The organism is Streptomyces sp. NPDC014907 (assembly GCF_055562975.1).
In genome coordinates this window covers 151125-176197 of sequence record NZ_JBVHEG010000004.1, presented here as the reverse complement: position 1 = coordinate 176197, position 25073 = coordinate 151125, and the positions used below count along the sequence as shown (strand labels likewise).

26 protein-coding genes are annotated in these 25073 nt (G+C 74.9%); 14 read left to right on the top strand and 12 right to left on the bottom strand.

Annotated elements, in window-relative coordinates:
• The first annotated feature begins 10 nt into the window (after window positions 1-10).
• Complete coding sequence (locus ACZ3IL_RS13000; protein WP_467389603.1) at window positions 11-805, top strand: GNAT family N-acetyltransferase; 795 nt, start codon at window positions 11-13, stop codon at window positions 803-805.
• The gene (locus tag ACZ3IL_RS12995; protein WP_467389601.1) at window positions 802-1740 is read left to right on the top strand and encodes a lysophospholipid acyltransferase family protein; all 939 of its coding nucleotides are present in this window, start codon (window positions 802-804) and stop codon (window positions 1738-1740) included. The genes ACZ3IL_RS13000 and ACZ3IL_RS12995 overlap by 4 nt, the downstream gene beginning before the upstream one ends.
• On the opposite strand, the gene egtD is transcribed toward ACZ3IL_RS12995, so the two are convergent.
• From egtD to egtA, 4 genes are read right to left on the bottom strand one after another with little or no spacing between them, the layout of a single operon-like run.
• Window positions 1635-2600 carry an L-histidine N(alpha)-methyltransferase gene (gene egtD, locus ACZ3IL_RS12990; RefSeq protein WP_467389599.1) on the bottom strand — a complete coding sequence of 322 codons (966 nt, stop codon included), beginning with the start codon at window positions 2598-2600 and terminating at the stop codon, window positions 1635-1637. The two genes, ACZ3IL_RS12995 and egtD, sit on opposite strands and share 106 nt — an antisense overlap.
• Window positions 2597-3349: an ergothioneine biosynthesis protein EgtC gene (egtC, locus tag ACZ3IL_RS12985; RefSeq protein WP_467389597.1), complete on the bottom strand. Its 753-nt coding sequence runs from the start codon at window positions 3347-3349 to the stop codon at window positions 2597-2599. The genes egtD and egtC overlap by 4 nt, the downstream gene beginning before the upstream one ends.
• Entirely contained in the window at window positions 3349-4692 is a 1344-nt protein-coding gene (gene egtB, locus ACZ3IL_RS12980; protein WP_467389595.1) for an ergothioneine biosynthesis protein EgtB, read from the bottom strand. The genes egtC and egtB overlap by 1 nt, the downstream gene beginning before the upstream one ends.
• Window positions 4689-5948 carry an ergothioneine biosynthesis glutamate--cysteine ligase EgtA gene (gene egtA, locus ACZ3IL_RS12975; protein ID WP_467389592.1) on the bottom strand — a complete coding sequence of 420 codons (1260 nt, stop codon included), beginning with the start codon at window positions 5946-5948 and terminating at the stop codon, window positions 4689-4691. The genes egtB and egtA overlap by 4 nt, the downstream gene beginning before the upstream one ends.
• A gap of 268 nt (window positions 5949-6216) precedes the next feature.
• Here egtA and ACZ3IL_RS12970 point away from each other — a divergent pair, with 268 nt between their 5' ends.
• On the top strand, window positions 6217-7065 hold the full coding sequence (locus ACZ3IL_RS12970; protein WP_467389591.1) for a TIGR02452 family protein: 849 nt from the start codon (window positions 6217-6219) through the stop codon (window positions 7063-7065).
• 109 nt (window positions 7066-7174) lie between these two features.
• Here ACZ3IL_RS12970 and ACZ3IL_RS12965 read toward each other — a convergent pair whose 3' ends face one another.
• A complete protein-coding gene (locus tag ACZ3IL_RS12965) occupies window positions 7175-7906 on the bottom strand; it encodes an alpha/beta fold hydrolase (protein ID WP_467389589.1) in 732 nt (243 codons plus the stop codon).
• A gap of 160 nt (window positions 7907-8066) precedes the next feature.
• Here ACZ3IL_RS12965 and ACZ3IL_RS12960 point away from each other — a divergent pair, with 160 nt between their 5' ends.
• Both ACZ3IL_RS12960 and ACZ3IL_RS12955 read left to right on the top strand, forming a co-directional pair.
• Window positions 8067-8336 carry a hypothetical protein gene (locus tag ACZ3IL_RS12960; protein ID WP_467389587.1) on the top strand — a complete coding sequence of 90 codons (270 nt, stop codon included), beginning with the start codon at window positions 8067-8069 and terminating at the stop codon, window positions 8334-8336.
• A gap of 196 nt (window positions 8337-8532) precedes the next feature.
• Complete coding sequence (locus ACZ3IL_RS12955; protein WP_467389585.1) at window positions 8533-9720, top strand: thiolase family protein; 1188 nt, start codon at window positions 8533-8535, stop codon at window positions 9718-9720.
• A gap of 97 nt (window positions 9721-9817) precedes the next feature.
• On the opposite strand, the gene trxA is transcribed toward ACZ3IL_RS12955, so the two are convergent.
• On the bottom strand, window positions 9818-10198 hold the full coding sequence (trxA, locus tag ACZ3IL_RS12950; RefSeq protein ID WP_467389583.1) for a thioredoxin: 381 nt from the start codon (window positions 10196-10198) through the stop codon (window positions 9818-9820).
• A 113-nt stretch (window positions 10199-10311) separates the two neighbouring features.
• On the opposite strand from trxA, the gene ACZ3IL_RS12945 reads away from it, so the two are divergent.
• Window positions 10312-11751: a dihydrolipoyl dehydrogenase family protein gene (locus ACZ3IL_RS12945; protein ID WP_467389581.1), complete on the top strand. Its 1440-nt coding sequence runs from the start codon at window positions 10312-10314 to the stop codon at window positions 11749-11751.
• Between the two features lie 60 nt (window positions 11752-11811).
• Here ACZ3IL_RS12945 and ACZ3IL_RS12940 read toward each other — a convergent pair whose 3' ends face one another.
• Entirely contained in the window at window positions 11812-12372 is a 561-nt protein-coding gene (locus ACZ3IL_RS12940; RefSeq protein WP_467390458.1) for a TetR/AcrR family transcriptional regulator, read from the bottom strand.
• Between the two features lie 214 nt (window positions 12373-12586).
• On the opposite strand from ACZ3IL_RS12940, the gene ACZ3IL_RS12935 reads away from it, so the two are divergent.
• Entirely contained in the window at window positions 12587-13984 is a 1398-nt protein-coding gene (locus ACZ3IL_RS12935; RefSeq protein ID WP_467389579.1) for a purine-cytosine permease family protein, read from the top strand.
• Between the two features lie 47 nt (window positions 13985-14031).
• Entirely contained in the window at window positions 14032-15696 is a 1665-nt protein-coding gene (locus ACZ3IL_RS12930; RefSeq protein ID WP_467389577.1) for an amidohydrolase, read from the top strand.
• 165 nt (window positions 15697-15861) lie between these two features.
• On the opposite strand, the gene ACZ3IL_RS12925 is transcribed toward ACZ3IL_RS12930, so the two are convergent.
• From ACZ3IL_RS12925 to ACZ3IL_RS12910, 4 genes are all read right to left on the bottom strand, one after another.
• Window positions 15862-16527 carry a DUF305 domain-containing protein gene (locus tag ACZ3IL_RS12925; protein WP_467389575.1) on the bottom strand — a complete coding sequence of 222 codons (666 nt, stop codon included), beginning with the start codon at window positions 16525-16527 and terminating at the stop codon, window positions 15862-15864.
• A 114-nt stretch (window positions 16528-16641) separates the two neighbouring features.
• Entirely contained in the window at window positions 16642-17043 is a 402-nt protein-coding gene (locus tag ACZ3IL_RS12920; RefSeq protein WP_467389573.1) for a hypothetical protein, read from the bottom strand.
• Between the two features lie 51 nt (window positions 17044-17094).
• Window positions 17095-17439, bottom strand: coding sequence for a tetratricopeptide repeat protein (locus ACZ3IL_RS12915; RefSeq protein WP_467389570.1), 345 nt, complete (start codon window positions 17437-17439; stop codon window positions 17095-17097).
• Window positions 17440-17571: 132 nt separating this feature from the next.
• The gene (locus tag ACZ3IL_RS12910) at window positions 17572-18219 is read right to left on the bottom strand and encodes a class I SAM-dependent methyltransferase (RefSeq protein ID WP_467389568.1); all 648 of its coding nucleotides are present in this window, start codon (window positions 18217-18219) and stop codon (window positions 17572-17574) included.
• A gap of 503 nt (window positions 18220-18722) precedes the next feature.
• On the opposite strand from ACZ3IL_RS12910, the gene ACZ3IL_RS12905 reads away from it, so the two are divergent.
• From ACZ3IL_RS12905 to ACZ3IL_RS12885, 5 genes are read left to right on the top strand one after another with little or no spacing between them, the layout of a single operon-like run.
• A complete protein-coding gene (locus ACZ3IL_RS12905) occupies window positions 18723-20294 on the top strand; it encodes an ATP-binding protein (RefSeq protein WP_467389566.1) in 1572 nt (523 codons plus the stop codon).
• Between the two features lies 1 nt (window position 20295).
• The gene (locus ACZ3IL_RS12900) at window positions 20296-20703 is read left to right on the top strand and encodes a roadblock/LC7 domain-containing protein (protein ID WP_467389564.1); all 408 of its coding nucleotides are present in this window, start codon (window positions 20296-20298) and stop codon (window positions 20701-20703) included.
• Window positions 20700-21056, top strand: coding sequence for a DUF742 domain-containing protein (locus tag ACZ3IL_RS12895; RefSeq protein WP_467389562.1), 357 nt, complete (start codon window positions 20700-20702; stop codon window positions 21054-21056). The genes ACZ3IL_RS12900 and ACZ3IL_RS12895 overlap by 4 nt, the downstream gene beginning before the upstream one ends.
• Complete coding sequence (locus ACZ3IL_RS12890) at window positions 21037-21657, top strand: GTP-binding protein (RefSeq protein ID WP_467389560.1); 621 nt, start codon at window positions 21037-21039, stop codon at window positions 21655-21657. The genes ACZ3IL_RS12895 and ACZ3IL_RS12890 overlap by 20 nt, the downstream gene beginning before the upstream one ends.
• Complete coding sequence (locus ACZ3IL_RS12885; RefSeq protein ID WP_467389558.1) at window positions 21654-23087, top strand: cytochrome P450; 1434 nt, start codon at window positions 21654-21656, stop codon at window positions 23085-23087. Before ACZ3IL_RS12890 ends, ACZ3IL_RS12885 begins: the two co-directional genes overlap by 4 nt.
• Before the next feature lie 23 nt (window positions 23088-23110).
• On the opposite strand, the gene ACZ3IL_RS12880 is transcribed toward ACZ3IL_RS12885, so the two are convergent.
• The gene (locus ACZ3IL_RS12880; RefSeq protein ID WP_467389556.1) at window positions 23111-24145 is read right to left on the bottom strand and encodes a terpene synthase family protein; all 1035 of its coding nucleotides are present in this window, start codon (window positions 24143-24145) and stop codon (window positions 23111-23113) included.
• Between the two features lie 348 nt (window positions 24146-24493).
• Between ACZ3IL_RS12880 and ACZ3IL_RS12875 the strand changes: the two genes are divergently transcribed.
• On the top strand, window positions 24494-25063 hold the full coding sequence (locus tag ACZ3IL_RS12875) for a PadR family transcriptional regulator (protein ID WP_467389554.1): 570 nt from the start codon (window positions 24494-24496) through the stop codon (window positions 25061-25063).
• Window positions 25064-25073 lie beyond the last annotated feature (10 nt).

The following is a 25073-nucleotide window of genomic DNA, read 5'->3' as shown; positions in this document are numbered from 1 at the left end:
GGAGCCCGCCATGTCCGCACCGACGCACACGCCCGCCGTCCCCGCACAGCCCCGGGCCCGCACCGGGCGGCCCGCGCCCCGGTACACCGTCGGCCTCGCCCGCGACCGGGAGGACGTGCGCGCCGCCCAGCGGCTGCGCCACCAGGTCTTCGCCGGCGAGCTGGGGGCCCGCGTCGAAGGCCCCGAACCCGGCCTCGACGGCGACGCCTTCGACGCGTACTGCGACCACCTCCTCGTACGGGAGGAGACCACCGGCGAGGTCGTCGCCACCTACCGGCTCCTGCCGCCCGAACGGGCCGCCGTCGCCGGACGCCTCTACTCCGAGGGCGAGTTCGACCTCGCCCGCCTCGCCCCCGTCCGGCACGACCTGGTGGAGGCCGGCCGCTCCTGCGTCCACCCCGCCCACCGCGACGGCGCCGTCATCGCCCTCGTCTGGGCCGGAATCGCCCGCTACATGACCGGGAGCGGCCACGACTGGATCGCCGGATGCTGCTCGGTCCCGCTCGCCGACGGCGGCGCCCTCGCCGCCGCCACCTGGGACACCGTCCGGGCCGGGCACCTCGCCCCGGAGGAGCACCGGGTCGTCCCGCACCGCCCGTGGGACCCCGAGGGCGTCGTCCGCCCCGGGGGCCGCACCGAACTGCCCCCGCTGCTGCGCGGCTACCTCCGGCTCGGCGCCCGGGTCTGCGGCGCCCCCGCCCACGACCCCGCCTTCGGCGTCGCCGACTTCTACGTCCTGCTCTCCCTGCGGCGCACCGACCCGCGCTACCTCAACCGCTTCCTGTCGCTCGCCCCGGCCGCGTGACCGGGCCCGCGGCGACCCCGCCGTGGCTCCCCGCGGCGCCCTGCACCCCGGGCCGCTGCGCCGCCCACCCCGGCACGGACCGTCGCGAGGGGGGACGACCCGGCCCGGCGGCGGCCGGCCCGCTGCGGGCCCTGGCCCGTCTCGCGGCGGGCACCGGCACCGTCCTCCTCGGCGTCCTGCTCGCCCCGTGCGCCGCCCCGCTGCCGTCCGCCGCCCGGCACGCCCTGACCCGGGCCTGGGCGCGGACGGTGGTCCGCGCCTTCGGCGTACGCGTCCGGTACACGGGGAACCCCGCCACCGCCGGCCCGCTCCTCGTCGTCGCCAACCACGTCTCCTGGCTGGACGTCCCGCTCCTCGCGGCCGTGCTGCCCGGCCGGGCGGTGGCCAAGGCGGAGGTGCGCCACTGGCCGGTCCTCGGCGCGCTCGCCGCCCTCGGCGGCACCCTCTTCGTCGAACGGGACCGGCTCAGGGCCCTCCCCGGCACCGTGCGCGCCGTGGCCCGGACGCTCGCGGCCGGCGGCCGGGTGCTCGTCTTCCCCGAGGGCTCCACCTGGTGCGGCCGGGCCGGGGGACGGTTCCGGCCGGCCGTGTTCCAGGCGGCCCTGGACGCCGGATGCGCCGTGCAGCCGGTACGGATCGCCTACCGGCCCGCCGGCGCCGCCGCGTACGTCGGGGACGACCCGCTCGGCGCCTCCCTGTGGCGGGTCGTCACCACCCGGCGGCTCACCGCCGAGGTCCACGCGCCGGACCCGCTGCCGGGCGGCCGGTACCCCGACCGCCGCTCCCTGGCCGCCGCCGCCGAACGCGCCGTCACCGGACCCGCCGCGGCTCAGCGCGCCGTCGCGAGCGACAGCGCGAACCTCTCCGCGTCGTCCGTCCACCAGCGGACCATGCCCAGGCCCGCCGCCGCCAGCTCCTCCCGCACGCCCTCCTGACGGAACTTGGCCGACACCTCCGTCCGCATCTCCTCGCCCGCCGCGAACGGCACCACGAGGTCCAGCTCCGGGATCTTCACGGTGAGCGCGCGGCGGGCGCGCAGCCGCATCTCGATCCACTCCCGCTCGGCGTCCCACACCGCCACGTGCTCGAAGTCCTCCGGATCGGCGTCCGCGCCCAGCTCCCGGTCGATCACGGACAGCACGTTCCGGTTGAACGCCCCGGTCACCCCGGCCGCGTCGTCGTAGGCGGCCACGAGCGTCGCCTCGTCCTTCACCAGGTCCGTGCCGAGCAGCAGGGAGTCGCCCGGCGCGAGCATGGCGCGGACCGAACGCAGGAACGTCCGCCGCTCGCCGGGCAGCAGATTGCCGATGGTCCCGCCGAGGAAGGCCACCAGGCGCGGCCCCGGGGTGCCGGGCAGTGCGAGCCCCCGGGTGAAGTCCGCGACGAGGGCGTGCACCCGCAGCTCCGGCCGCTCGGCGAGCAGCGACTCGGCCGCCCCGGTCAGCGCGGACTCGCTCACGTCCACGGGCACGTAGTCGTCCAGGCCGGGCAGCAGCGCGTCGATCAGGAACCGGGTCTTCTCGGAGGAGCCGGACCCCAGCTCCACCAGCGTCCGGGCCCCGGTCGCGGCGGCGATCTCCGGGGCCCGCGCGGCCAGGATCTCCCGCTCCGCCCGTGTCGGGTAGTACTCGGGCAGCCGGGTGATCTCCTCGAACAGCTCGCTGCCCCGGGCGTCGTAGAACCACTTGGGCGGCAGCCCCTTGGGGAAACGGGTCAGTCCGTGGACGACGTCGGCGCGCAGGTCGGCGCCGGCGGCTTCCGGGTCGAGGGTACGGGTCAGCTGGAACGGGCTCACGCGGACGGCTCCTTGAGCGGGGTGAGGGTGACATCGGCGCGGTCGGTGGTCACGAGCGTCCGCTCGGGCACCTCCCGCCAGCGCGGGTCGTCGTCGTACGGTTCGGAGGCCACGACCGTCCGGCCGGGGCCCGTCAGGTACCAGAGGCTGTTCCCCCAGGCGGTCGCGGCGATCCGCCCGCCGTCGGTGAGCAGCAGGTTCAGCCGGGAGCCGGGGGCCGCCCGGGCGACCTCCCGCACGGTGCCGGCGAGCGCGTCCCCCGGCCCGTCCCCGGCCCGCAGCCGGTGCAGGACGAGCGCCCACACCAGCGCCGAGTCGGTGCGCGCCTCCAGGCGCAGCAGCTCCCCGGCGGACAGCGTCGCGCCGAGCGGGACCAGGGACTCCGGCCATCCCACGACCATGCCGTTGTGGCTGAACAGCCAGGGCCCGGAGGCGAACGGCGCCGCCGCCGCCTCCCCGTCGGCCCCGGGCAGCGTGGCCCCCCGGACCGCCGCGAGCAGCGCTCCGGAACGGACCACCCGCGCCAGGTCGGCGAAGGAGGGGTCGCCCCAGATCGGTCCCGGGCGCCGGTAGCGGGCGGGCACCGGATCGTCCCCGGCGTACCAGCCCACGCCGAAGCCGTCGGCGTTCACCACCCCGCTGGACTGCGTACGGGGTTCCCAGGACTGGCGCAGCAGTCCGTGCGCGGGCCGGACGATCAGCTCCCCGAGCGGCACCGGGTCGCCCACGTAGGCGAGGTGACGGCACATCAGGCGGGTTCCGCGGAGCGCGCCGTGCGGAAACCGGCGAAGATCTGGCGCCGCACCGGCAGGTCCCAGTTGCGGAAGGTGCCCCGGCAGGCGACCGGGTCCACCGCGAACGACCCGCCCCGCAGCACCTTGTGCTCCGGACCGAAGAACACCTCCGAGTACTCCTTGTACGGGAAGACCGCGAACCCCGGGTACGGCAGGAAGTCGCTCGCCGTCCACTCCCACACGTCCCCGATCAGCTGCCGCACGCCCAGCGGCGAGGCGCCCTCCGGATAGCTGCCCGCCGCCGCGGGGCGCAGGTGCCGCTGCCCGAGGTTCGCGTGCTCCGGCCCGGGGTCGGCGTCGCCCCACGGATAACGGCGGGAACGCCCGGAGACCGGGTCGAACCGGGCCGCCTTCTCCCACTCGGCCTCCGTCGGGAGCCGTCGCCCCGCCCAGCGCGCGTAGGCGTCCGCCTCGTACCAGCTCACGTGCAGGACCGGCTCCTCCTCCGGTACGGGTTCGGTCACCCCGAACCGGCGGCGCAGCCACCGTCCGCCGTCGCGGCGCCAGAACAGCGGCGCCCCGATGCCGTGCTCCCGGATCAGCTCCCACCCCCGGGGCCGCCACCAGCGCCGGTCCGCGTAACCGCCGTCGGCGACGAAGGCCAGATAGGCGCCGTTGGTGACCGGCGTGGTGTCGATGTGGAAGGCGGGCACGTCCCGGCGGTGCGCGGGCCGTTCGTTGTCGAGGGCCCACGGCTCGTCCGAGGTGCCCATGGTGAACGGCCCGCCGGGCACCAGGACCTCGGACGGCAGCGGACCGCCCCGGTGGACCGGCGGCGGGGGAGCGGTCAGGACGGCCGGCCCCCTGCGGAGCTGATGGGTGATCAGCATCGTCTCGCCGTGCTGCTGTTCGTGCTGGGCGACCATGCCGAAGACGAACCCCCCGTCGAGCAGGGGCCGCCCCTCCAGCGGCGCCCGCTCCAGGAGGTCGAGGACCCGGAGCCGTACGTCCGCCGCGTAGGCGCGGGCCTCGCGCGGCGGCAGCAGGGGCAGCGAGGGACGGACGGCGCGCGGGTGCGCGAAGGCGTCGTAGAGCGGGTCGATCCCGGGCCGCAGCTCCTCGCCGCCCGCGACGCCCCGCCACAGCCACTGCTCCTCCTGGTTGCCGATGTGGGCCAGGTCCCAGACGAGCGGCGACATCAGGGGGGAGTGCTGGGCGGTGAGGTCGTCGTCCTCCACGCAGGAGGTGAGCAGGAGGGTGCGGTCCCGCGCGGCGGTGAGGGCGTCCAGGGCGCGCCCGCGCGTCACCTCGGGGGCCGGCCCGGACCCGGTCGCGTGCCCGTTCGCGCGCGCGGTCACGAGACCACCGCCAGGGGCTCGTCGGCCGGGGAGACGCCGGGCACCACGTACCGCTCGTGGAAGGCGGCGACCAGCCGCCGGACCTCCTCGCCCGCCCCGATCCGGGGCAGCGCCTCCAGGGCGGCGGAGAAGACCGTCCGGGCGGCGGCGTGCAGTCCGGGATCGGCCAGGCCGTCACGGGCGGCCGCCACCCAGAGCGGATTGCGCGGCGCGGGCTCGCCGCCGGCCCGCTCCGCGAGCGGTTCGACCGCCCGGTACACGGTCTCCGCGGCCTCCGGGTCGTCGAAGACCGCCGTCGTCACGGCCACCGGCACCATCCACCCGTCCGGCCCCGGCTGCGCGTCGATCATCCGCAGCTCCAGATGGCCGTGCGGCCGCACCGGCGGGAAGAGCGTCGTCATGTGGTAGCGCAGGTCGTCGGCGCCGGCCGGACGGGGACGCCCCGTGCGCAGCCACTCCCGGAAGGTCAGCCCCTCCGGCACGGCCCAGGGCCCCTCGTCCGACCGCACGCACAGCACCGGGGTGTCGAGCACGTGCGCCGCCCACTCCTCGCGCGGCTCCCCGGCCGGCCGGGGAGCGAGCGTCCGCAGCGGATCGAGGTCCGCCCACAGCGCCTGCCGCGTCGAGCGCCACCCGGTCCGGCGCCCGCCGTGCACGGGCGAGTTGGCGAAGGCGGCCACGAGCACCGCGCCCAGGAGGTGGGCCAGCCGCCACCGCCTCCGGTGCCCCAGCGGGCCCGGCCCGTCGAACCCGGCGTCGAGACAGACCTGGACGGAGGCCGACTCGCGCATCATCGTCCGCCCGGACGGCCCGGTCCGGTCGAGCGCGGCCTCCATCGCGTCGTACCGCGGCTCGTGGAGCACCCGGTCGCGCGACGCGTGCCAGGGGTCCACCCCGTACCCGCCGAGGGCGAGGCCGAGCGGTCCGAGTACGCCCCGCACCGCCCGCAGGTCGGAGGCGAGGGAGTCCAGACACTCCATGAGGCTCCCGGCCGGACGGGAGCTGAGCTCCACCTGACCGCCGGGTTCGAACGTCAGGCACGACACCAGGGGCAGGGCCCGCAGGGCGTCGAGCGCCGCCGTGAGCCTCGGCGGCCGTACGGGGACCCGGGGGTCCCGGAGGTCGTGCACCAGCCACTCCAGCTCCACCCCCACCGTGCGGGGCGGTCCGGTCTTGAAGCAGATGCACCGCAACAGTTCGTCCGCCTGCTCCTCGGTGAGCGGGGGATCGTCGCGCCGCGTGCCGCTCGGTGACATCCGTGCGCCTCCTGGTCCTCGGGGACGGGCCCCGGAACGGTCCGTCCCGGAGCCCCGCCACCGGGGACGCCGGGGGCGCGGCCCCCGGGCACACGGGTCCCGGAACGCCACTGGTTCCACCTAAAGCCACCACCGACCGGCGTGCAAGAGCGCCCCGTCGGTCCCTACGCGCCCTGTGTACCCGCGCCCGCCGCCGATTCCCCGCCGCCCCGCGAAGCTGTCGAAAACCCGTTGCCCCGAACGGGGCGGAACGATCACGCTGACGCGCATGAGCGCACGACTGCGTGAGATCGCGCGGCAGACCGAGGAGATCGTCGCCGCCGGCCACTACCGCGCCGGGGACGGCCGGATCGTCTCCCTCGCCGGCGACCTGGCCGCCGCCCTGGCCGGAACCCGTCTGTACGGGCCCGGGCCCGTCGCCGTCACCCCCGACACCGACCGCACGCCCGTCCTGGAGGTCACCGGCGAGAGCAGCCTGGCCGCGGCCCGCCGGATGACCGCGGCCGACCCCGCCCGCCCGGTGGCCGTCCTGAACTTCGCCTCCGCCCGCAACCCCGGCGGCGGCTACCTCAACGGGGCCCAGGCCCAGGAGGAGGCGCTCTGCCGGTCCTCCGCCCTCCACGCCACCCTGCTGCGCGTCCCCGCCCCCTACGCCCACCACCGGGCCGACCGGGACCCCTTCTACTCCGACCGCGTCATCCACTCGCCCCGGGTGCCGGTCTTCCGCGACGACCGGGGGGACCTGCTCGCCGAGCCCTTCACGGCCGGCTTCCTCACCTCGCCCGCGCCCAACGCGGGCGTCGTCCGCCGCACCGCCCCCGAACGCGCCGGCCGGCTGCCCGCCGTCCTCGCCGCCCGCGCCGAACGCGTCCTGGAGACGGCCGCCGCGACCGGATACCGGCGGCTCGTCCTCGGCGCCTGGGGCTGCGGGGTCTTCCGGAACGACCCGGCGGAGGTCGCCGGCGCGTTCGGGGCGCTGCTCACCGGGGAGGGGCGGTTCGCGGGCCACTTCGAGGAGGTCGTCTTCGGCGTCCTGGACCGCGCCCCCGGGACGCCCACGCTGGCCGCCTTCGCCCGGGTCCTCGGCCGCGCCCGGGGCCTCGACCGCACCGTCTGACGCACGGGCCCTTCCGGTACGCGGCCGCCCCGGCGCGGCTCCGGCCGGTCCGTACGCCTCCCGCACGTCCCGGCGTACGCCCCCGGCGCGCCGCACGCCCGCCGCGCGGTCACCGTCCGTCGCGGGCCGGGTCCCGGACCCAGCCGTCCAGGGCGGACACGAACCCGTCGAAGTCGTCGCGGTGGACGGTGTGCCCGGCCTTCGCCACCGTGCGGACCTCGAACCCGCGCTCCGCCAGCATCCGGGCGTTCGCGGGCGATACCGGCAGGCTCGGATCGGCGAGGACGACCAGCGAGGGGACGACGGGACGGGCCGGCCACAGATCGGTGCCCGCGCACTCCTCCAGGGCGTACGCGGTCCGCTCGTCCCACATGCGCACCGCGTCCGCCTCGGCGTCGACGTCCTCCTCCGCCCAGCCCGGGTTGAGCCGGCGGATCATCTCCCGGGTCAGCCCCTTCCCCCGGACGAAGAGCTCGGCCCGGTAGGCGGAGGGACCGGCCCCCAGGTGCCAGGCCGGGTCGGAGTACACCGCCCGGGCCGGCGCGAGCCGTTCCACCGCCCGCGCGAGCACGAGCGCGCCGAGCGAGTGGCCGACGGCCAGTTCGAGACCGGCCGGCACGGACTCCACGAGGTCGTCGGCGTAGTCCTCCGGCCGGTACTCCCCGGGCCCCGCGCCCCGTCCGCTCGCCCCGTGCCCCCGCAGGTCCACCGCCACCACCCGGTAGCCGCGCTCCGCCAGGGCGGGCCCGAACCGGTGCCAGGTGCGGTGGTCCGCCATGAGGCCGTGGACGAGCAGGGCCGTGCGGTCCCCGGTCCCCCAGGTGGTGGTGTGCAGACGCACGGTGCCGCCCCTCCGTCCTCCGTCGTCCTCCGCCGGTGCCCACCGGGCGCCGGGGACCCGACCCTACGGCCCCGGCGGGGCCGGCCGCCGCACCTTCCCGCCCGCGGCCGCCGGCGCGGGTCGTCCGGCACGAGACCGGCCGAACGCTTAGCGTCGGTGCATGAGCACAGTTCCGAAGCGATTCGAGATCCTGCTGGTGCCCGGGCACGTCGAGGACCGCCGCGGCGCCTCCGTCGCGGACAGCGCCGTCCGCACGGCCGTCGTGGAGGCCACCGGACGGCAGGGAGCCTCCGGCTACCCGGTCTACGAGGGCCACGGCGTCAGGGCCGACATCGACCCCGAGACGGGCACGGTCGAGGCGCTGCTCGTCGACGGCCGGGAGCTCGACTACGGCCTCACGCCCCTGGCCCGCCCGGCCGACCGGGCCTGAACCCGCCCCTCCCTCCCGCCGCGTCCGGACCGGACGCGACGGGAGGGAGGGGACGCGGTGCGCGGGACCGGTCCGCACCGGCGGGCGGTCCGTTGACAGGGCGGGCCGCCGGGCGGAGACTCTGCGCGCCCGGTGGGGCGAAGATGGTCCCACGGGGCGGACAGAGCCGTTCCGAGGGCCACGTGGGAGAGAACCGATGAGCATCCGCGACGTCTACATCGTCGACGCCGTCCGCACCCCGATCGGGAAGTTCGGCGGCGCCCTCGCCGCCGTGCGCCCCGACGACCTCGCGGCCCATGTCGTGCGGGCGCTCGTGGACCGCTCGCCCGCGCTCGACCCGGCGCGCGTGGACGACGTCTACTTCGGCGACGCCAACGGCGCGGGCGAGGACAACCGCGACGTGGCGCGGATGGCCGTCCTGCTCGCGGGGCTGCCCGTCACCGTCCCGGGCGTCACCGTCAACCGCCTCTGCGGCTCCGGCCTGGAGGCCGTGATCCAGGCGGCCCGCGCCATAGCCCTCGGGGACGCCTCCGTGGCGATCGCCGGCGGCGTCGAGTCGATGTCCCGCGCCCCCTGGGTCCTCCAGAAGCCCGAGCGGGCCTTCCCCGCCGGCCACCAGCAGCTCCACTCCACGACCCTCGGCTGGCGCATGACCAATCCGCGGATGCCCGCCGCGTGGACGGTCTCCCTGGGCGAGGGGGCGGAACTCGTCGCCGACAAGCACGGCCTCACCCGCGAACGGCAGGACGCCTTCGCCCTCGCCAGCCACCGCAAGGCCGCCGAGGCCTGGGCGAAGGGCCTGTTCGACGACGAGGTCGTGCCGTACCCGGACGCGGACCTGACCCGCGACGAGTCGATCCGGGACAGCACGTCCATGGAGGCCCTGGCCCGGCTCAAGCCCTCCTTCCGCACCGGGGGCGGCACCGTCACGGCGGGCAACTCCTCGCCGCTCAACGACGGCGCGGCCGCCCTGCTCCTCGTGGACGAAGAGGGGCTGCGCGAGACCGGGCGCGAACCGCTCGCCCGCGTCCGCGCCTCAGCCGTCACCGGCGTCGAGCCGCAGCTCTTCGGCCTCGGCCCGGTCGAGGCGGTCCGCCGGGCCCTGGAGAAGGCCGGGCGCTCCTTCGCCGACCTGCGGACCTTCGAGCTCAACGAGGCCTTCGCGGCCCAGGCGCTCGGCTGCCTCGCCGAGTGGCCGGACCTCGACCCGGAGATCGTGAACCCGCGCGGCGGGGCCGTCGCGATCGGCCACCCGCTGGGCGCGTCCGGCGCGCGCCTGGCCGGATCGGTGGCGCACCAGCTCGCGGCGGCCGGTTCGGGCACGGGCCTCGCCGCGCTCTGCATCGGCGTCGGCCAGGGCCTCGCGCTGGTCCTGGAGCGCTGAGGACCGCGGGGACGCGGGGACCACGCGGAAGAGGGGTACGGGAGGCCTTCCCGTACCCCTCTCGCGTCCGCGCCGCCGCTCCTGCGGGGGGTCCGGACTACCCCTGCGCGTTCCCCTGCGCCTGGGCGTCCGCGACGGACTTGCGCACCTCGTCCATGTCCAGCTTGCGCGCCTGGCCGATCAGGTCCTCCAGGGCGGCCTCCGGCAGCGCTCCCGGCTGCGCGAACACGGCCACCTTGTCGCGCACGATCATCAGGGTCGGGATCGACTGGATCTCGAACGCCGCCGCCAGCTCCTGCTGGTCCTCGGTGTCCACCTTGGCGAAGACGAGGTCCTGGTGGCGTTCGGAGGCGGCCTCGAAGACCGGGCCGAACTGACGGCAGGGACCGCACCACGAGGCCCAGAAATCGATCAGGACGAACTCGTTCTCGCTCACGATCTCGTCGAAGTTGTCCTTGGTGAGCGCTACGGTGCTCATGCTGCCTGCCTCTCGGGGTCTCCTGGCGGTGTCCTCACGGTCCCCTCGGGACTCGTCCGGCACAACGGCGTATCACGCCGCGCTATTCCGGCCCCTGCCCGCAGACTGGGACCATGACACATACGGTGGAGAACGAGCAGGTCCACGACGTGGTGGTGCTGGGCGCGGGACCGGTCGGCGAGAACGTCGTCGACCGGGTGCGGGCGGCCGGCCTCAGTGCCGCGATCGTCGAGAGCGAACTGATCGGCGGCGAGTGCTCCTACTGGGCGTGCATGCCCAGCAAGGCGCTGCTGCGCCCCGGGATCGCCCGCTCCGACGCCCGGGCGGTCGCGGGGCTGCGGGACGCGGTCCGGGGCCCCCTGGACGCGGCGGAGGTCCTCGCCCACCGGAACGAGGTGGTCGGGGACTGGAAGGACGACGCCCAGCTGGACTGGCTCGATTCGACCGGCACCCGGGTCCTCCGGGGCCACGGCCGTCTCCTCGGACCGCGCCGGGTGGAGGTGACCGGCCCCGAGGGCGAGCGCCACGTGCTCACCGCCCGGCACGCGGTCGCCGTCTGCACCGGCAGCCGGGCCCTCCTGCCCGACCTTCCCGGGCTGCCCGGGGCCCGGCCCTGGACCAGCCGCGAGGCGACCGCCTCCCCGCACGTGCCCGAGCGCCTCGTCGTGGTGGGCGGGGGAGTGGTGGGGGCCGAGATGGCCACCGCCTGGCAGTCCCTCGGCTCCCGGGTGACGGTGCTGGCGCGGGGCGGAAGGCTGCTGCCCCGCATGGAGCCGTTCGTCGGCGAGCACGTGGCCGCCGCCCTCGCGGAACGCGGCGCGGACATCCGCGACGCGTCGGTCACCGCGGTGGTGCGGGACGGGAGCACCGGCCCGGTCACCGTGGTCCTGGAGGGAGGGGACCACGTCGAGGGCGACGAGGTGCTCTTCGCGACCGGCCGGGCCCCGCGCACCGAGGACATCGGCCTGGAGACGGTCGGCCTGGAGCCCGGCTCCTGGCTGGACGTGGACGACAGCCTGCGGGTCCTCGGCAGCGACTGGCTCTACGCCGTCGGGGACGTCAACCACCGGGCGCTCCTGACCCACCAGGGCAAGTACCAGGCCCGGATCGCGGGCGCCGCGATCGCCGCCCGCGCGCGGGGGGACGCGCTCCCGGACGCCGGGAACTGGGGCGCGTACACCGCCACGGCCGATCACGCCGCCGTGCCGCAGGTGGTGTTCACCGATCCCGAGGCGGCCGCCGTCGGCCTCACGCTGGCGGAGGCGGAACGGTCGGGGCTGCGGGTCCGGGCCGTGGACCTGGACCTGGGCGGGGTCGCCGGGGCCGGCCTCTACGCCCAGGGCTACCGGGGGCAGGCGCGGATGGTCGTGGACCTGGACCGGGAGGTCGTCGTCGGCGCCTCCTTCGTCGGTCCGGCCGTCGGCGAACTCCTCCACTCGGCGACGGTCGCCGTCGTCGGCGAGGTCCCGGTCGCCCGTCTGTGGCACGCCGTTCCGTCGTATCCGACGCTGAGCGAGGCGTGGCTGCGGCTCCTGGAGGCCTACCGGGGCTGACGCCCGCCCGTCACCGCCAGTCCGCCCGTCGCCGTCCGTCCGTCCGTCACCGCCCCTCCGTCACCGCCCGGCGGGCGCGGGCCGGGGGACCAGGACGCGCGCCACCGCACGGGCGGCCTCCAGCGCGGGGCCCGGCTCCTGGCCCAGGACGACCCGGGTGCTCAACCCGTCGAGCAGGGCGAGGAGTTCGGAGGCGCGGGCGCCGGCGTCCAGCGGGGCGAAGCGTCCCCGCCGGACGCCCGCCGCCAGCAGGGTCTCCAGGTCCTCCTGCCAGCTCCGGTCCAGCTCCACCTGCGCCTCGCGGAGGGCTTCGTTGCCGGCCGAGCGGGCCCAGAGCTCGATCCACAGCGTCCAGCGCGGATCGCGGGGCCCGCGCGGCAGGTAGAGCCTCAGGAAGAGGTCCAGCTTGCGCTCGGCCGTGGTCCGCCGGCCGAGCAGCGCGCGGCGCTCCTCCGCGAGCGCCTCCTCGCTCCAGCGGAGGGCGGCGAGCAGCAGCAGGTCCTTGCTGCCGAAGTAGTACAGGATGTGGCCGCCGCTCGTGCCGAGCCGCTCCGCGAGCGCCGACATGGTGAGGGTCGCGAGGCCGTCCTCGGCGATCGCCGCCATGGCCTCCTCCAGCATCCGTTCCCGGGTGACGTGCCCGTCCCGCCGTCGTGCCGCCACTGCCGTCCCCGTTCCGCCGTCTCCGTCGCCGCCCGTCCCGTTCCGCAGGGGGCCGTCGTGTACGGGAACGACCCTAACCGGAACCCGCAGAGGTCTTGACGTGGCTCAAACCCTTCGCACATCTTGAACAGCGTTCTAAGAATTAGAACGGCGTTCAAGACGGGAGTGCGATGTGCTCGAACACGAGACGGCGACCGTGACCACGGGCCGCGACGAGGTGTTCCGGGTCGAGGAACACGGGATCGACCCCATACCCGACGCCGAACGGCACGGCAGCGCCAAGGACGTCTTCTGGCTCTGGTTCGGCTCGAACCTCACCTTCACCTACGTCATCAACGGCGCCCTCGCCGTCGCCTTCGGGCTCTCCTTCTGGCAGGCCACCATCGTCGTCGTGACCGGCGGCCTCGCCTTCCTCGCCGTCGGCGCGGCCGGACTCGGCGGCGTGCGCACCGGCACCGCCACGCTCGTCCTCTCCCGCGCGGCCTTCGGCCGCCGCGGGAACCGGCCCGCCGGCCTCCTCAACTGGATCGTCGGCATCGGCTACACCATCGTCAACACGGTGGTGGGCACCCTCGCCCTCGAAGCCTTCTTCACGGACCTCGGAGGGAACGGCGGACACGCCTCCCGGGCCCCGGCCCTCGCCGTCACCCTCGCGCTGACCTTCGCCGTCGCCCTCTGGGGCCACGCCACCGTCCAGTTCGCGGAGCGCTGGATGGCGTACGTCCTCGCCGCCGGCTTCGCCGCCCTGCTCGTCCTCGTGCTGCCCGGCGCCGACACCTCCGCCCCCGCCGCCGCCCCGGGCGCCTCCGGCTGGAGCCTCGCCTTCGTCGTCATGCTGGCGGGCCCCTTCTCGTACCTCCCGATGCCCGCCGACTACACCCGCTACCTGCCCCGCACGACCACCCTCCGCGCCGTCACCGTGAGCGGAGCCCTGGGCGGCTTCCTCTCCTCCGTCGCCCTGGGCGTCATCGGCGTGGCCGCCGCGACCCGGACCGACATGACCGACGCCGTCGCGGGCACCGAGAGCCTGCTCCCCGGCTGGTTCCAGCCCCTCTTCCTCGCCCTGGTCCTCGGCGGCTCCGTCACCAACTCGATCATCACGCTCTACTCGTCCAGCCTGAACCTCCAGGTCCTCGGCATCCCCTGGAGCCGCTCCCGCGCCATCGTCGTCAGCGGCGCCGTCACCGCCGCCGGCTCGCTCGGCGCCCTCTTCCTCACCGACTTCACCACCTCGCTCCTCTCCTTCCTCTCGCTCCTGATCATCGTCTTCGCCCCCTGGGGCGGGGTCTTCCTCGCCGACATGGTGCTGCGCCGCTGCTCCTACGACTCCGCCGGCCTGCACGCGCACACCGGCGGCGCCTACCGCTACCGCGCGGGCTGGCACCCGGCCGGCCTCGCCGCGTTCCTCGCGGGCCTCGCCTTCTCCGCGCTCACCTGCGACTCCGAGCTGTGGACCGGCCCCCTCGTCGCCCCGCTCGGCGGCGCGGACCTCACCGTGCTCGGCGCGGCCGTCTCCGCCCTGGTGTACGTGCTCCTCGCCCGGGGGCACGTCGCCCCGTACCGCCCCTGACCGCCACCGCGCCCCCACCCCTCCCGTACGTCCTGGAGCCACCCCGCATGAACAGCACCGCCCCCGCCGACCTCGTCCTCACCGGCGCCCGCGTCCACACCGTCGATCCCGCGCTCCCCGAGGCCCGGGCCCTCGCCGTCCGGGACGGCCGCATCGTCTGGATCGGCTCCGACGACGAGGACGCCGCCGCCCTGACCGGCCCCGGCACCCGGGTCCTCGACGCCGGCGGCCGGCTCGTCCTGCCCGGCTTCGTCGACGCCCACAACCACGTCCGGCTCGGCTCCGACGACGCCTGCGCACAACTCGCGGGCGCCCGCGACCTCGACGCGATCCACGAACGCGTCCGCGCCTGGCACGCGGCCCACCCGGACGCCGAGTGGATCGAGGCCGAGGCGTTCGACTACTCGGCCGTGCCCGGCGGACGCATGCCCACCGCCGCCGACCTCGACCCGGCCACCGGCGACACCCCCGCCCTCGTCCTCAGCTACGACGTGCACACCGCCTGGCTGAACACCGCCGCCCTCGAACGGCTCGGCATCGACCGCGACCACACCGACCTCCCCTTCGGGAGGGCCGTCACCGACCCGGCCACCGGCGAACCCACCGGATTCGTCCAGGACTTCGCGATCAAGGGCCTCTCCCGCGACGGCCACCGCGCCCTGCGCGACCTCGGCCTCCCCTGGGCCTCGCCGGACCGCCAGTACGGGCGGCTCGTCAAGAGCCTCGACGACGCGATCGGCTACGGCATCACCACCGTCGTGGAACCGCAGAACTCCCTGGACGACCTCGCCCTCTTCACGCGGGCCCGCGCCGAGGGCCGGCTGCGCTCCCGGATCGTCGCCGCCCTCTTCCACCCGCGCGGCACGACGGAGGAGGACCTCGACGCCTTCGGTGCGGCGGCCGCCGCGCACGCCGACGACCGGCTGCGGGTCGGCCCGCTCAAGCTGTACATCGACGACGTCGTGGAACCCCGCACCGCCGCCCTCCTGGAACCGTACGCGGGCTGCTCCCACCACCGCGGCGACACCTTCTACCCGCCGGAGGAGTTCGCCGGACTCCTCACCCGGCTCGACGCGCGCGGCTTCCAGTGCTTCGTCCACGCCACCGGCGACCGGGGCATCCGCACCGTCCTCGACGCCGTCGAGCGCGCCCGCGCCGTCAACGGGCCGCGCGACGCGCGCCACCAGATCGTGCACGTCGAATGCCTCGACCCGGCCGACACCCCGCGCTTCGCGGAACTCGGCGTCGTCGCCTGCATGCAGCCCCGGCACGCCGCCCCGGACATCGCGGGGCCCGGCCGGGACTGGGCCGAGAACGTCGGACCCGACCGCTGGCACAAGGCGTGGCCGCTGCGCAGCCTGCACGCGGCCGGCGCGGTCCTCGCCCTCTCCAGCGACTGGAACGTCGCCGAGATGGACCCCATGGTCGGCATCCACGCCGCCGTCACCCGCCGCCCGCCCGGCGGGGGCGAGGCGTGGACGGCCGGCGAGACGATCGACGTCGCCACCGCCGTCGAGGGCTACACCATGGGCTCGGCGTACGCCAACTTCCTGGAGCACGAACGCGGTTCCCTGACGGTGGGCAAACTGGCCGACTTCGTCGTCCTCTCCCGCGACATCCTCCGCGTCGCTCCCGAGGACATCCCCGGCACCGTCGCGGAGACGGTCGTGGTGGGCGGCGAGGTGGTCGTGGAGCGCCGCGCGGGGGAGTGAACGGGACGGCCCGCCCACGGACCCCGGGCCGCCGCCGGCACAGTTTCGGCGGTCCCTCGGGCGCCGCGTTCCGGACGGCGGGCCCGGTCGGGGCCGGAAGCCGCGGCGCGTGGCCGTGGGCCGTTCCCGGACCGGACGCGCCGGTCCGGGAACGGTGAGGGGCGGTCAGAGGCGGCCGAGAATCGTCCGCAGCTCGGACACCTCGGCGGACTGGGTCCGTACGACGTCGTCGGCGAGCTTCCTGGCCGTGGCGTTGAGACCGTTCCGCTGCTCGTCCTTCGCCATGGCCACCGCACCGTCGTGGTGGGCGATCATCAGTTCGGCGAAGGCGCGGTCGAACTCCTTGCCCCTGGCGGCCGCCAGCTTCTTCATGTCCTGTTCGGACATCATCCCGGCCATGCCGTGACCGGAGCCGTGTCCGCCCCCGTGGCCGGCCGACCCGGGCCTGTTCCAGCCCTTCAGCCAGGCCCGCATCTTCCGGATCTCCGGGTCCTGGGCCTGCTCGATCGCGCCGGCCAGCTTCTTGACGCCGGCGTCCTCGGCCCGCCCGCCGGCGAGCCGCGTCATCTCCAGGGCCTGCTCGTGGTGGGGGATCATCATCTGCGCGAACATGACGTCCGCGTCGTTGAAGGGCCCGGGAGCGGGCGCCTGGGAGGCGGCGGCCCCCGGCGCGGCGGTGGCGGACGGGGAGGCCGCGGACGGGGAGGCGGCCGCCGGCGGGGCGGTGCCGTCCGCGCCGCAGGCGGTGAGCAGGAGCCCGGTCGCGGTGGCGGCGCCGGCGAGGGCGAACGTCCGGACGGCGCGGTTCGTGAAGGCACGCGTGTGCTGCATGGGGTGATACCTCGTGTGCTGTTCGTACGGACCCGGGGGGTCCCGTACGGGCGGAAATGGGCAGGCCGAAGGTGCGCACGGGCGACGCGGGGGCGCCCGTGGCGGAGTGGCGGCCTATATCCGCAGGACGGACAGCCGGGTGGGGCCGGGAGGACGGCGGGGCGGGGCGTGCGGCGCCCGTACGTGCGCGAGCCGCGCCAGGAAGGGGACGAGCCGGCCGGGGCCGCGGCCCAGCGCGGCCAGGACGAGCCGTGCCAGCAGCCAGACCCCGAGGACGGCCACGCACAGGGTGCTCATGTCCGTCGCGGCGCCGGGGTCGTGCGGGGCGCCGGAGTCCCCGCCGTGGTGCGCGGGGGAGGCCGCCGTCGTGGTGGTGGTGTGCGCGCCGCCCCCGGAACCCTCGGGGTGGCCCACGGTGTGCATCAGGAACACGCCGAGCGCGAGCACGACGACGAGCAGGAGGCGCGCGGGGGCGCCTCCCGCCCTTCGTTCCCGCTTCGTCCGGTGTGTGCGCACGGCTCGGACCTCCCGGCCGCGAATATACCGCGCGGGGGTATCAGGGGCGCGTCAGGACACCGCCTCGCCCGCCATGGCGGCGGCCATGCGCAGGTGCGGCGCGGCCTCCTCCGGGCGGCCCAGGCGCTCCAGCGTGCGCCCGAGCATCAGCCGGGCGTAGTGCTCGACCGGGTCGCGCTCCAGGATCGCGCGCAGTTCGGTCTCGGCGCGGGAGAGCCGCGCGGAGTGGTAGTACGCCCGGGCGAGGAGGAGCCGCTGGGCCGTCTGGTCCGGGTGCTCGGCGACGAGGCCGCGCAGGATGCGTACGGCGGTCCCGTACTCCTTCGCCTCGAAGAACAGCCGCGCCCGGTCCCAGCGCTCCCCGGCCGTGCCGAACTCGTAGTACGTGTCGCTCACTCGCTCTTCCCTTCCGGAGTTCCGGGCCCGCCCCACGGGAGGCGGTCGACCGGATCAGCGCACAACGATGGTTGAATATTCCACCATCGCTGTCGCTCCCGCCGCGCGCCCTCGGCCCGCGCCCCGCCGGGACTACGCGGGCGGGCGGACGGCGTGCACGTAGAGGTGCGGCTCGGGCTCCGCCCCCGGACCGTGCGGCCGGTACAGGGCGGTGTCGTGATGGACCACCTCCAGGCCGGCCGCCTCCAGGACGCGCAGCTGCTCCTCGGCCGCGAGGCTGCTCACGCTGACCTCGTGCCCCATCCACACGATGTCGAGGAGCCGGATGTCCCCGGGCACGGTGGCCATCGCGAACGATCCGCCCGGGGCGACCCACGAGGCCATCCTCGTCAGCGACTCCGCGACCTCGGGCTGGTCCATCACCAGCAGGGGGAAGAAGGCGCACACCGCGTCGAACCCCCCGGCCGGGGGCAGGTAGGCGCGCACGTCGGCCTGTTCGAAGCGGGCGCCGGGAACCCGCAGCCGGGCCAGGCGGACCATCTCGCCCGACACGTCGATCCCGGTGACCTCGAAGCCCGCCCGGGTCAGCGTCTCCGCCGCCGGGCGCCCGGTGCCGCTGCCCACGTCCAGGACGCGGGCGCCGGGGGCCAGGCGTCCGGTGAGCCAGTCCAGGGCGGCGAGCTGGCCGGGAACGTCCGCGAACACCTCCTCGTAGCGCGCGCCGACCTCGTCGAACACCGCCGCGGCGGACTCTCCCCGATGCCGTGCGCCGTCGCTCACCGCACCACCTCCCCGTCCCGGTGGACCCCGGTCACCGGCTCCCGGGTCCGGGGGCCGTCGTGGTCCCAGCATGCCAAGGGGCGCGGAGGCGGGGGAGCCTTTCGCCCGTTCCCGCGCGTTCCGCGTCCCCGCCTCGCGGCGGCCGGGAGTCCCCGGGGCGGGCGTCAGAAATTGATCGGTTCATTGCATTTCCAGTGGGACGATCAGTCGTTTTATGGGCCCGGAATGACCGGTGGGGGTTGTCCTTTCCGCAAAGTCACACGGGCAACACGAACTGACTATGCTCCCCGATGTGTTGCGCCACGATCACGGCGAGTCATGGACGCCGTGGGGTGGCGAACGGAGCGCGGCTGCAAAGGGGAGCGAACAAAATCGCGATTCCGAAGTGACCCGCGAGGACTCGTCGGACCACACCCACCTGCCCGAAGAGAGTCCACCCCCGTTCCTTCCGGCGCATCGCGTCACCTCGGTCCGCTCATTTCAGACTGTTTAGGGACCCCTTGATGGTTCATGCAGGTTCGATTTCCAGAACCCGGTCAACCTCGGCTGACCGGACGTGGCTCCTCCCCTCGGGGTTCCTGGCCGGAGCCACCGCGGCGGGGCTGCTCTTCTCCCCCGCGCAGATACGGCCGGCGGTCGCCTGGTGCGGCCTCGTCGCGGTCCTCCTGACGGCCGTCACCTCGGCCTGGACCGCCCGCCGGCTGCGCGCGGCGGAAGCGGCCCGCCACACACGGGCGAGGGCCGAGGCGGAGAAGTACTACGAGCAGCGCGAGGCCGCCCTGCTCGGGCGCCTGACCGACCAGCTGACCACCACCGCCTGGCTCGCCGAGGAGCTGCTGCCCGCGGCCGTCTCCCGCCTGCAGAGGGGCGAGGCGGCCTCGGACATCCTGCGCGCCGTCGACTTCGGGAAGCACATCGACGACGAGTTCGCCGCGGCGCTCAAGGGAGCCCTGCGGACGGTGCTGGAGGCCGTGGAGAGCGAGGAGCACACCCGGGACGCCTCCCAGCGGGCCCTGGTGGCGGTCGCGCGCCGGGTCCAGGCGATCGTGCACCAGCTCGCCAAGGACCTCCACGCCATGCAGATCCTGCACGGCAACGACATCGTGGTCTCCCGCGGCCTCCAGGACGTCGACCACCGCAACGCCCTGATCGGGCGCCTCGCGGCCAGCATCGCGGTCCTGGGCGACGCCCGGCCCGGCCGCCAGTGGTCGAAGGCGATCCCGCTCTACGACATCCTGCGCGGCGCCATGTCGCGCATCGTGGACTACCCCCGCGTCAAGCTCCAGGCGGTGGCCGAGGTGGCCGTGGTCGGCCCGGGCGCCGAACCGCTGATCCACCTGCTCGCCGAACTGCTCGACAACGCCACGTCGTTCTCGCCCCCGCACACGCCGGTGGAGGTGACCGCGAACGAGGTGCCCTCCGGCATCGCGATCGAGATCGAGGACCGGGGGGTCGGGCTCACCGAAGAGGTCCGGCAGCGCGTCGAACGCGTCATGGAGCAGTCGCGGAAGACCATCCAGCTCGCCAGCCTCGGCGAGGTGACGCAGCTCGGTCTGCCCGTCGTCAGCCGGCTGGCCCGCGAGCACGGCTGCGAGGTCCACCTGCGCACCTCCGCCTACGGGGGCGTACGGGCCGTCGTGCTCGTCCCCCGGCGTCTCATCACCACGATGCCCCAGCCCACCACGAGGGCCGGCGGACTGGCCCGGAGGCGTGTGCCCGGCCCGGCCAGGCCCGCCCCGATGCCGGCCAGGCCCGCCTCCGTGCCCACCGGGCCCGCTCCGCTGCCGGCCCGGCCCGCGCCGGCGCAGGACGGACCCGCGCCGATGCCGGTGCGCGCCGTCGCCGCCGGGGATTCCGGCACGGCCGGGACGACCGTCAACGGGCTCCCGCAGCGGCGAAGGGAGACGCCCGTCCCGCCACCGGTCGTGGTGACGACCTCCACGCCCCCCGCCTCCCGGAGCACCTCCGGGACGGCCCCCCAGCCGGGCCTGATGTGGGAGGCGTTCAACGGAGACAAAAGATCGGGCGTCGCCCCCCTCCCTTCCCCCAGCGAGCCGTCAGATGAGGACGAGTAACATGCAGCCACTGCCCAACATGGACTGGATGCTCACGGAGCTCGTGAGCAGCGTTCCGTACGTGCGACACGTGGTCGTCCTCTCGGCCGACGGCCTGTGCATCGGGCAGGCGAACACGGCGCCCGACACCGCCGACGCACTCGCCGCCGCCTGTTCCGGCATCCAGAGCCTGGCGAAGGCCATCGCGCAGATGTTCCCGCACGGGGACGGCTCGACGCGGATGGTCGGGGTCGAGGCCGACGGCGGGTACTTCTCCCTGATGGCGGCCGGACCCGGCGCCTACCTCGCGGTCCTCGCCGACCAGGAGGTGGACGCGGGCCTGCTCGGCGACCGCATGCGGACACTGGTGCTCCGGATCGGTCAGCACATGACCAGCCCGCCCCGGCAGGACGTCGGGCAGGCGATGTGACATCGGAGAACCTGAATCCCTGGGACGAAGGCACCCCCGTTCCGCTCTACGTCATCACCGGCGGACCGGGCCCCTCGGCCAAGGGCTTCGACCTGGTCACCCTCATCGCGGCGCGGGCCGAGCCCGACCCCGCGATGCAGCCCGAGCAGGCGGCCATCCTCTCCCTGTGCGAGTACCCGCTCTCGGTGGCCGAACTGTCGGCGTACCTCAGCCTTCCGTTCAGCGTCGTCACCGTACTGCTGTCCAAGCTCGTCGAGGAGGAACGGGTCGAGGCCATCGCACCCGTCCCCGTGGCGGAATACCCCGAACGCGGCCTACTGGAGGCGGTGATCCATGGACTACGCAAGCTCTGACGCCCTCGTCGCCGGCCCGCGCGGCACCGACGTGCTGCCCCACGGCTCCAGGGGAGTCAAGGTCGTGATCGTCGGCGGCTTCGGCGTCGGCAAGACGACCATGGTCGGGGCGGTGAGCGAGATCCCGCCCCTGACCACCGAGGAGACCATGACGCAGGCGGGCGTCGGGATCGACCACAACCCCGGTGCCAAGGGCAAGAACACCACGACCGTCGCGATGGACTTCGGACGGATCAGCATCAACCGGGAACTGGTCCTCTACCTCTTCGGGACCCCGGGACAGGAGCGCTTCTGGTTCCTGTGGAACGGCATCTTCGAAGGCGCGCTCGGCGCCGTGGTCCTCGTCGACACCCGGAGGATCGAGGTCTGCTTCGAGGTCATCACCCGCCTGGAGGACCGCCGCGTCCCCTTCGTCGTGGCCGTCAACACCTTCCCGGAGGCCCCGCAGTACCCCCTGCCGGATCTCCGCACCGCTCTGGCCCTCGGCGAATCCGTGCCCATCGTCACCTGCGACGCACGGGACCGGGCGTCCTGCCGTGACGCCCTGCTCTCGCTGATGGACTACCTGTGCACCCTCGTCGCCGCCCAGGAGACCGCATGAACTTCCCACCCGCCGGACACACCACCGCACACACCGGCCAGGTGCCGCCCCCCGGTTGCCCGGCCCACGCCCCCGCCGGAACCGACGGAGCGGTCCGGCTCCACGGCGCGGCGGCGGCGACGGACCCCATGGGGCTGTACGAGGAACTGCGGGCCGCCCACGGCCCGGTGGCGCCCGTGCTCCTCGACGGCGACGTGCGCGCCTGGCTCGTCCTGGGCTACCCGGAGAACCGGGACGTGGCCAGCCGCCCGACCCAGTTCTCCCGCGACCCCCGGGTCTGGCACGGCTGGAGGAGCGGGGAGATCGACCCCGCCACCTCACCGCTCATGCCGATGATCGGCTGGCGCCCCGACTGCGTCTGCGCGGACGGCGAGGAGCACCAGCGCCTGCGCGGCGCGGTGACGGCCTCCCTCGGCCAGTTCGACCACCGGGGAATCCGCCGCCGCATCACCCGCTTCGCCCACCAGCTGATCGACGGGTTCTGCGAGGACGGCGAGGCGGAGCTGGTCGGGCAGTTCACCGAACACCTGCCCATGCTCACCCTCATCCACCTGCTCGGGATGTCGGACGAGGAGAGTCCCGAACTCGTCTCCGCCGCCCGAGACCTCTTCAAGGCCACCGAGACGTCGCTCGCCAGCAACGCCTACGTCCTCGACAGCCTCGAACGGCTCGTCGTCACCAAGCGCGCCCACCCGGGGCACGACATCGCCTCCGCGCTGATGGCCCACCCCGCGGGCCTCACGGACGAGGAGGTCCAGCACCACCTGCGCCTCATCCTGCTCGCCGGTTACGAGACGACCGCCAACCTCATGTCCAACGTCCTCCGCATGGTCGTCACCGACCCCCGGTTCCGCGGCTCGCTGGCCGGTGGCCAGATGACCCTGCCCGAAGCCGTGGAGCAGGTCCTCTGGGACGAGCCGCCGCTGATGGTGTGCCCGGCCCGCTGGGCCAACAGCGACACCACCCTCGGCGGACAGCGGATCAGGGCGGGGGACATGCTCCTCCTCGGCCTGGCCGCGGGGAACATGGACCGGACGATCCGTCCCGATCCCTCGGCCCCGGTGCACCACAACCGGGCCCACCTGTCCTTCAGCGCCGGCACGCACGAGTGCCCCGGCCAGGACATCGGCCGCATCATCACCGACGCCGGCATCGACATCCTGCTCACCCGGCTTCCGGACGTCGTCCTGGCCGTCCCCGAGGAGAGCCTCGCCTGGCGCTCCTCCACCTGGGCCCGGCACCTCACGGCGCTGCCCGTGAGCTTCTCCCCGCGCTCCCCCCGGGCGCACGACGACCCGGCGCCCCTCCCGGCCCCGCCCGCCCGGAACAGCGGGGAACCCCCGGCGCCGCCGTGGCCGGCGGCCGGGCCGGGGACCGCGCCCCGTACGTCCTGGTGGGCGCGCGTCAGGAGCCTCCTGCGGAGGCGGTAGGACGGGGAACCGGGCCCGCCCCGCTACGTTTCCGGGAACGCTACGTTCCCGGAAACGTAGCGGGGCGCTCCCGTGTACCAGGCGTGGATTCCGGAGAGGAAGCCGCAGGCGCCCCGGAGCCACCTCTCCAGCCCGGCCCGCTCGTCCCGGTCGAGGCCGGACCGCCGTACGAGCGGCGGCAGCTCGTTCCGCCTGAGGTGCTCGAAGTCCCGCAGCCGGGCGTTCACCAGGTGGAGGGCGGCGGGTACGGCCTCGTGGAGGGGGATGCCCAGGGAGGTGCCGACCACCAGGACGAGGTTGTTGACGTCGTTCTCCTCGTGGACCTCCCTCTCGTAGGAGGCCAGGTCGTTCGCCAGCCCCATGAAGTCCATGAAGGCGTCCAGCAGGGCCCGGACCGTCCGGTCCTGCCGGATGCGCTCCGGTATCCGCGCGCCCGTGGCCAGTTCGACGGAGTAGGGGGCGGTGTAGGCGGCGAAGCTCTCGCGCCGGAACGGGGCGTAGTCGATCAGATGGGGAACGCGGCCGCTGAGGCTGTTGGCCAGCTCCTCGACCCCCGCGTCGACGTACCGGACCAGCGCGCGGTGGAACTCGTGCCGCCAGTGGGCCAGTTCCGGGGGGAAGAGGTGCCGGCGCAGGTCGGCGATCCCCCTCTCGACGGCGTTGACCGGCTCCGGCAGCCGGGCGTCCGGCTCGGGACGCAGGAAGGCGTGCAGCCGGGTGGTGAAGGCGCGCGCGCCGGGAAGGTCGCCGGTCTGCTTGAAGGCGGCGGCGAAGTGGTCGTCCCAGGCCAGCGCCCAGACGTTGAACCGGTGGTTGAGCCGCAGGCCGGCGAGCGGGGCGTCGGGAAGGGTCCAGGCGGTCAACTGGTCGACGGTCATGGCGTGGAAGGCGGCCGGGCTCCATATCCCGCGCCGTTCCGGCCCGTCCCCGTGGCCGTCCAGCATGCCCATCTCGCGGGCCCAGGTCTCGCTCTCCCGGTGCAGGTCCGGCAGGTGCGGGTTCACCCGCAGCGGGTGGGGCATCCACAGCCGGGGGAGTTCGACGGCACGCACTGTCATGGACCGACCTCTTCCTCTCCTCGGTCCGCATCCCTGTGCGGACCACCGTACGGACGGCCTGGCCGCGGGAAGGCGGCCCGCCGGTCGTCGCCGCTCCCCGCCGGAAGGACGGACACGCTTTCGGACGGCACGCCGGGGCGGCGCGGTGCGCCGCCCGTGCTTCCGCGTGTGGGACACCCCCACTGCCGAAATCCGGACGATGCCCGTCCTGCGGCCCCCCAAACCTGCCCGTCGCGAACGGCCGGCAACCTCGCGCTTTCCCCCGGACGGCGACCGGAGGGGTGAGCCGCGTCTCATCGGCCCCGTCCGGCCTTGCTATGCAACTCGTTGCATAGCAAGATCGGGCGCATGGCGCTCGACCACGCGATCCTCGTGTCCCTGCTGGAGAAGCCCGGGTCCGGCTACGAACTGGCCAGGCGCTTCGAACGGTCCATCGGGTACTTCTGGACCGCCACCCACCAGCAGATCTACCGCGTGCTCAAGCGCATGGAGAGCGACGGCTGGATCGATGTCCGGGACGTGCCCCAGCAGGGGCGCCCGGACAAGAAGGAGTACTCCGTCGCCGGGCCCGGACGGGACGCGCTCTCCGCGTGGCTGCACGCGCCGATCGAGCCCGAGAGCGTGCGGCACGACCTCGCCGTGAAGATCCGGGGCGCCGCCTTCGACGACCCGGCCGCCCTGACCGGCGAGGTGCGGCGGCACCGGCGGGCGCACACGGAACGCCTCGCCCACTACCTCGCGGGCGAGACGCGCGACTTCGGGGAGCCGCGCGCGGACGGCCCGGCGGACGGCCCGCCCGACGCCGAGCGGGAGCTCCAGCACGTCGTCCTGCGCGGCGGCATCGCGTACGAACGGATGATGATCGCCTGGCTCGACGACGTCCTCGCCACGCTCGACCGCTTCGGAACCGGGCGCTGACCCGGTCCGG

What these genes read in the sequence shown, in the direction of transcription:
- ACZ3IL_RS13000 (WP_467389603.1), top strand. Translation starts at nt 11, where the DNA reads ATGTCCGCACCGACGCACACGCCCGCCGTCCCCGCACAGCCCCGGGCC.
- egtC (WP_467389597.1), bottom strand. Translation starts at nt 3,349, where the DNA reads ATGTGCCGTCACCTCGCCTACGTGGGCGACCCGGTGCCGCTCGGGGAG.
- egtA (WP_467389592.1), bottom strand. Translation starts at nt 5,948, where the DNA reads ATGTCACCGAGCGGCACGCGGCGCGACGATCCCCCGCTCACCGAGGAG.
- ACZ3IL_RS12970 (WP_467389591.1), top strand. Translation starts at nt 6,217, where the DNA reads ATGAGCGCACGACTGCGTGAGATCGCGCGGCAGACCGAGGAGATCGTC.
- ACZ3IL_RS12960 (WP_467389587.1), top strand. Translation starts at nt 8,067, where the DNA reads ATGAGCACAGTTCCGAAGCGATTCGAGATCCTGCTGGTGCCCGGGCAC.
- ACZ3IL_RS12955 (WP_467389585.1), top strand. Translation starts at nt 8,533, where the DNA reads ATGAGCATCCGCGACGTCTACATCGTCGACGCCGTCCGCACCCCGATC.
- trxA (WP_467389583.1), bottom strand. Translation starts at nt 10,198, where the DNA reads ATGAGCACCGTAGCGCTCACCAAGGACAACTTCGACGAGATCGTGAGC.
- ACZ3IL_RS12945 (WP_467389581.1), top strand. Translation starts at nt 10,312, where the DNA reads ATGACACATACGGTGGAGAACGAGCAGGTCCACGACGTGGTGGTGCTG.
- ACZ3IL_RS12940 (WP_467390458.1), bottom strand. Translation starts at nt 12,372, where the DNA reads ATGCTGGAGGAGGCCATGGCGGCGATCGCCGAGGACGGCCTCGCGACC.
- ACZ3IL_RS12930 (WP_467389577.1), top strand. Translation starts at nt 14,032, where the DNA reads ATGAACAGCACCGCCCCCGCCGACCTCGTCCTCACCGGCGCCCGCGTC.
- ACZ3IL_RS12925 (WP_467389575.1), bottom strand. Translation starts at nt 16,527, where the DNA reads ATGCAGCACACGCGTGCCTTCACGAACCGCGCCGTCCGGACGTTCGCC.
- ACZ3IL_RS12905 (WP_467389566.1), top strand. Translation starts at nt 18,723, where the DNA reads ATGGTTCATGCAGGTTCGATTTCCAGAACCCGGTCAACCTCGGCTGAC.
- ACZ3IL_RS12900 (WP_467389564.1), top strand. Translation starts at nt 20,296, where the DNA reads ATGCAGCCACTGCCCAACATGGACTGGATGCTCACGGAGCTCGTGAGC.
- ACZ3IL_RS12890 (WP_467389560.1), top strand. Translation starts at nt 21,037, where the DNA reads ATGGACTACGCAAGCTCTGACGCCCTCGTCGCCGGCCCGCGCGGCACC.
- ACZ3IL_RS12885 (WP_467389558.1), top strand. Translation starts at nt 21,654, where the DNA reads ATGAACTTCCCACCCGCCGGACACACCACCGCACACACCGGCCAGGTG.
- ACZ3IL_RS12880 (WP_467389556.1), bottom strand. Translation starts at nt 24,145, where the DNA reads ATGACAGTGCGTGCCGTCGAACTCCCCCGGCTGTGGATGCCCCACCCG.
- ACZ3IL_RS12875 (WP_467389554.1), top strand. Translation starts at nt 24,494, where the DNA reads ATGGCGCTCGACCACGCGATCCTCGTGTCCCTGCTGGAGAAGCCCGGG.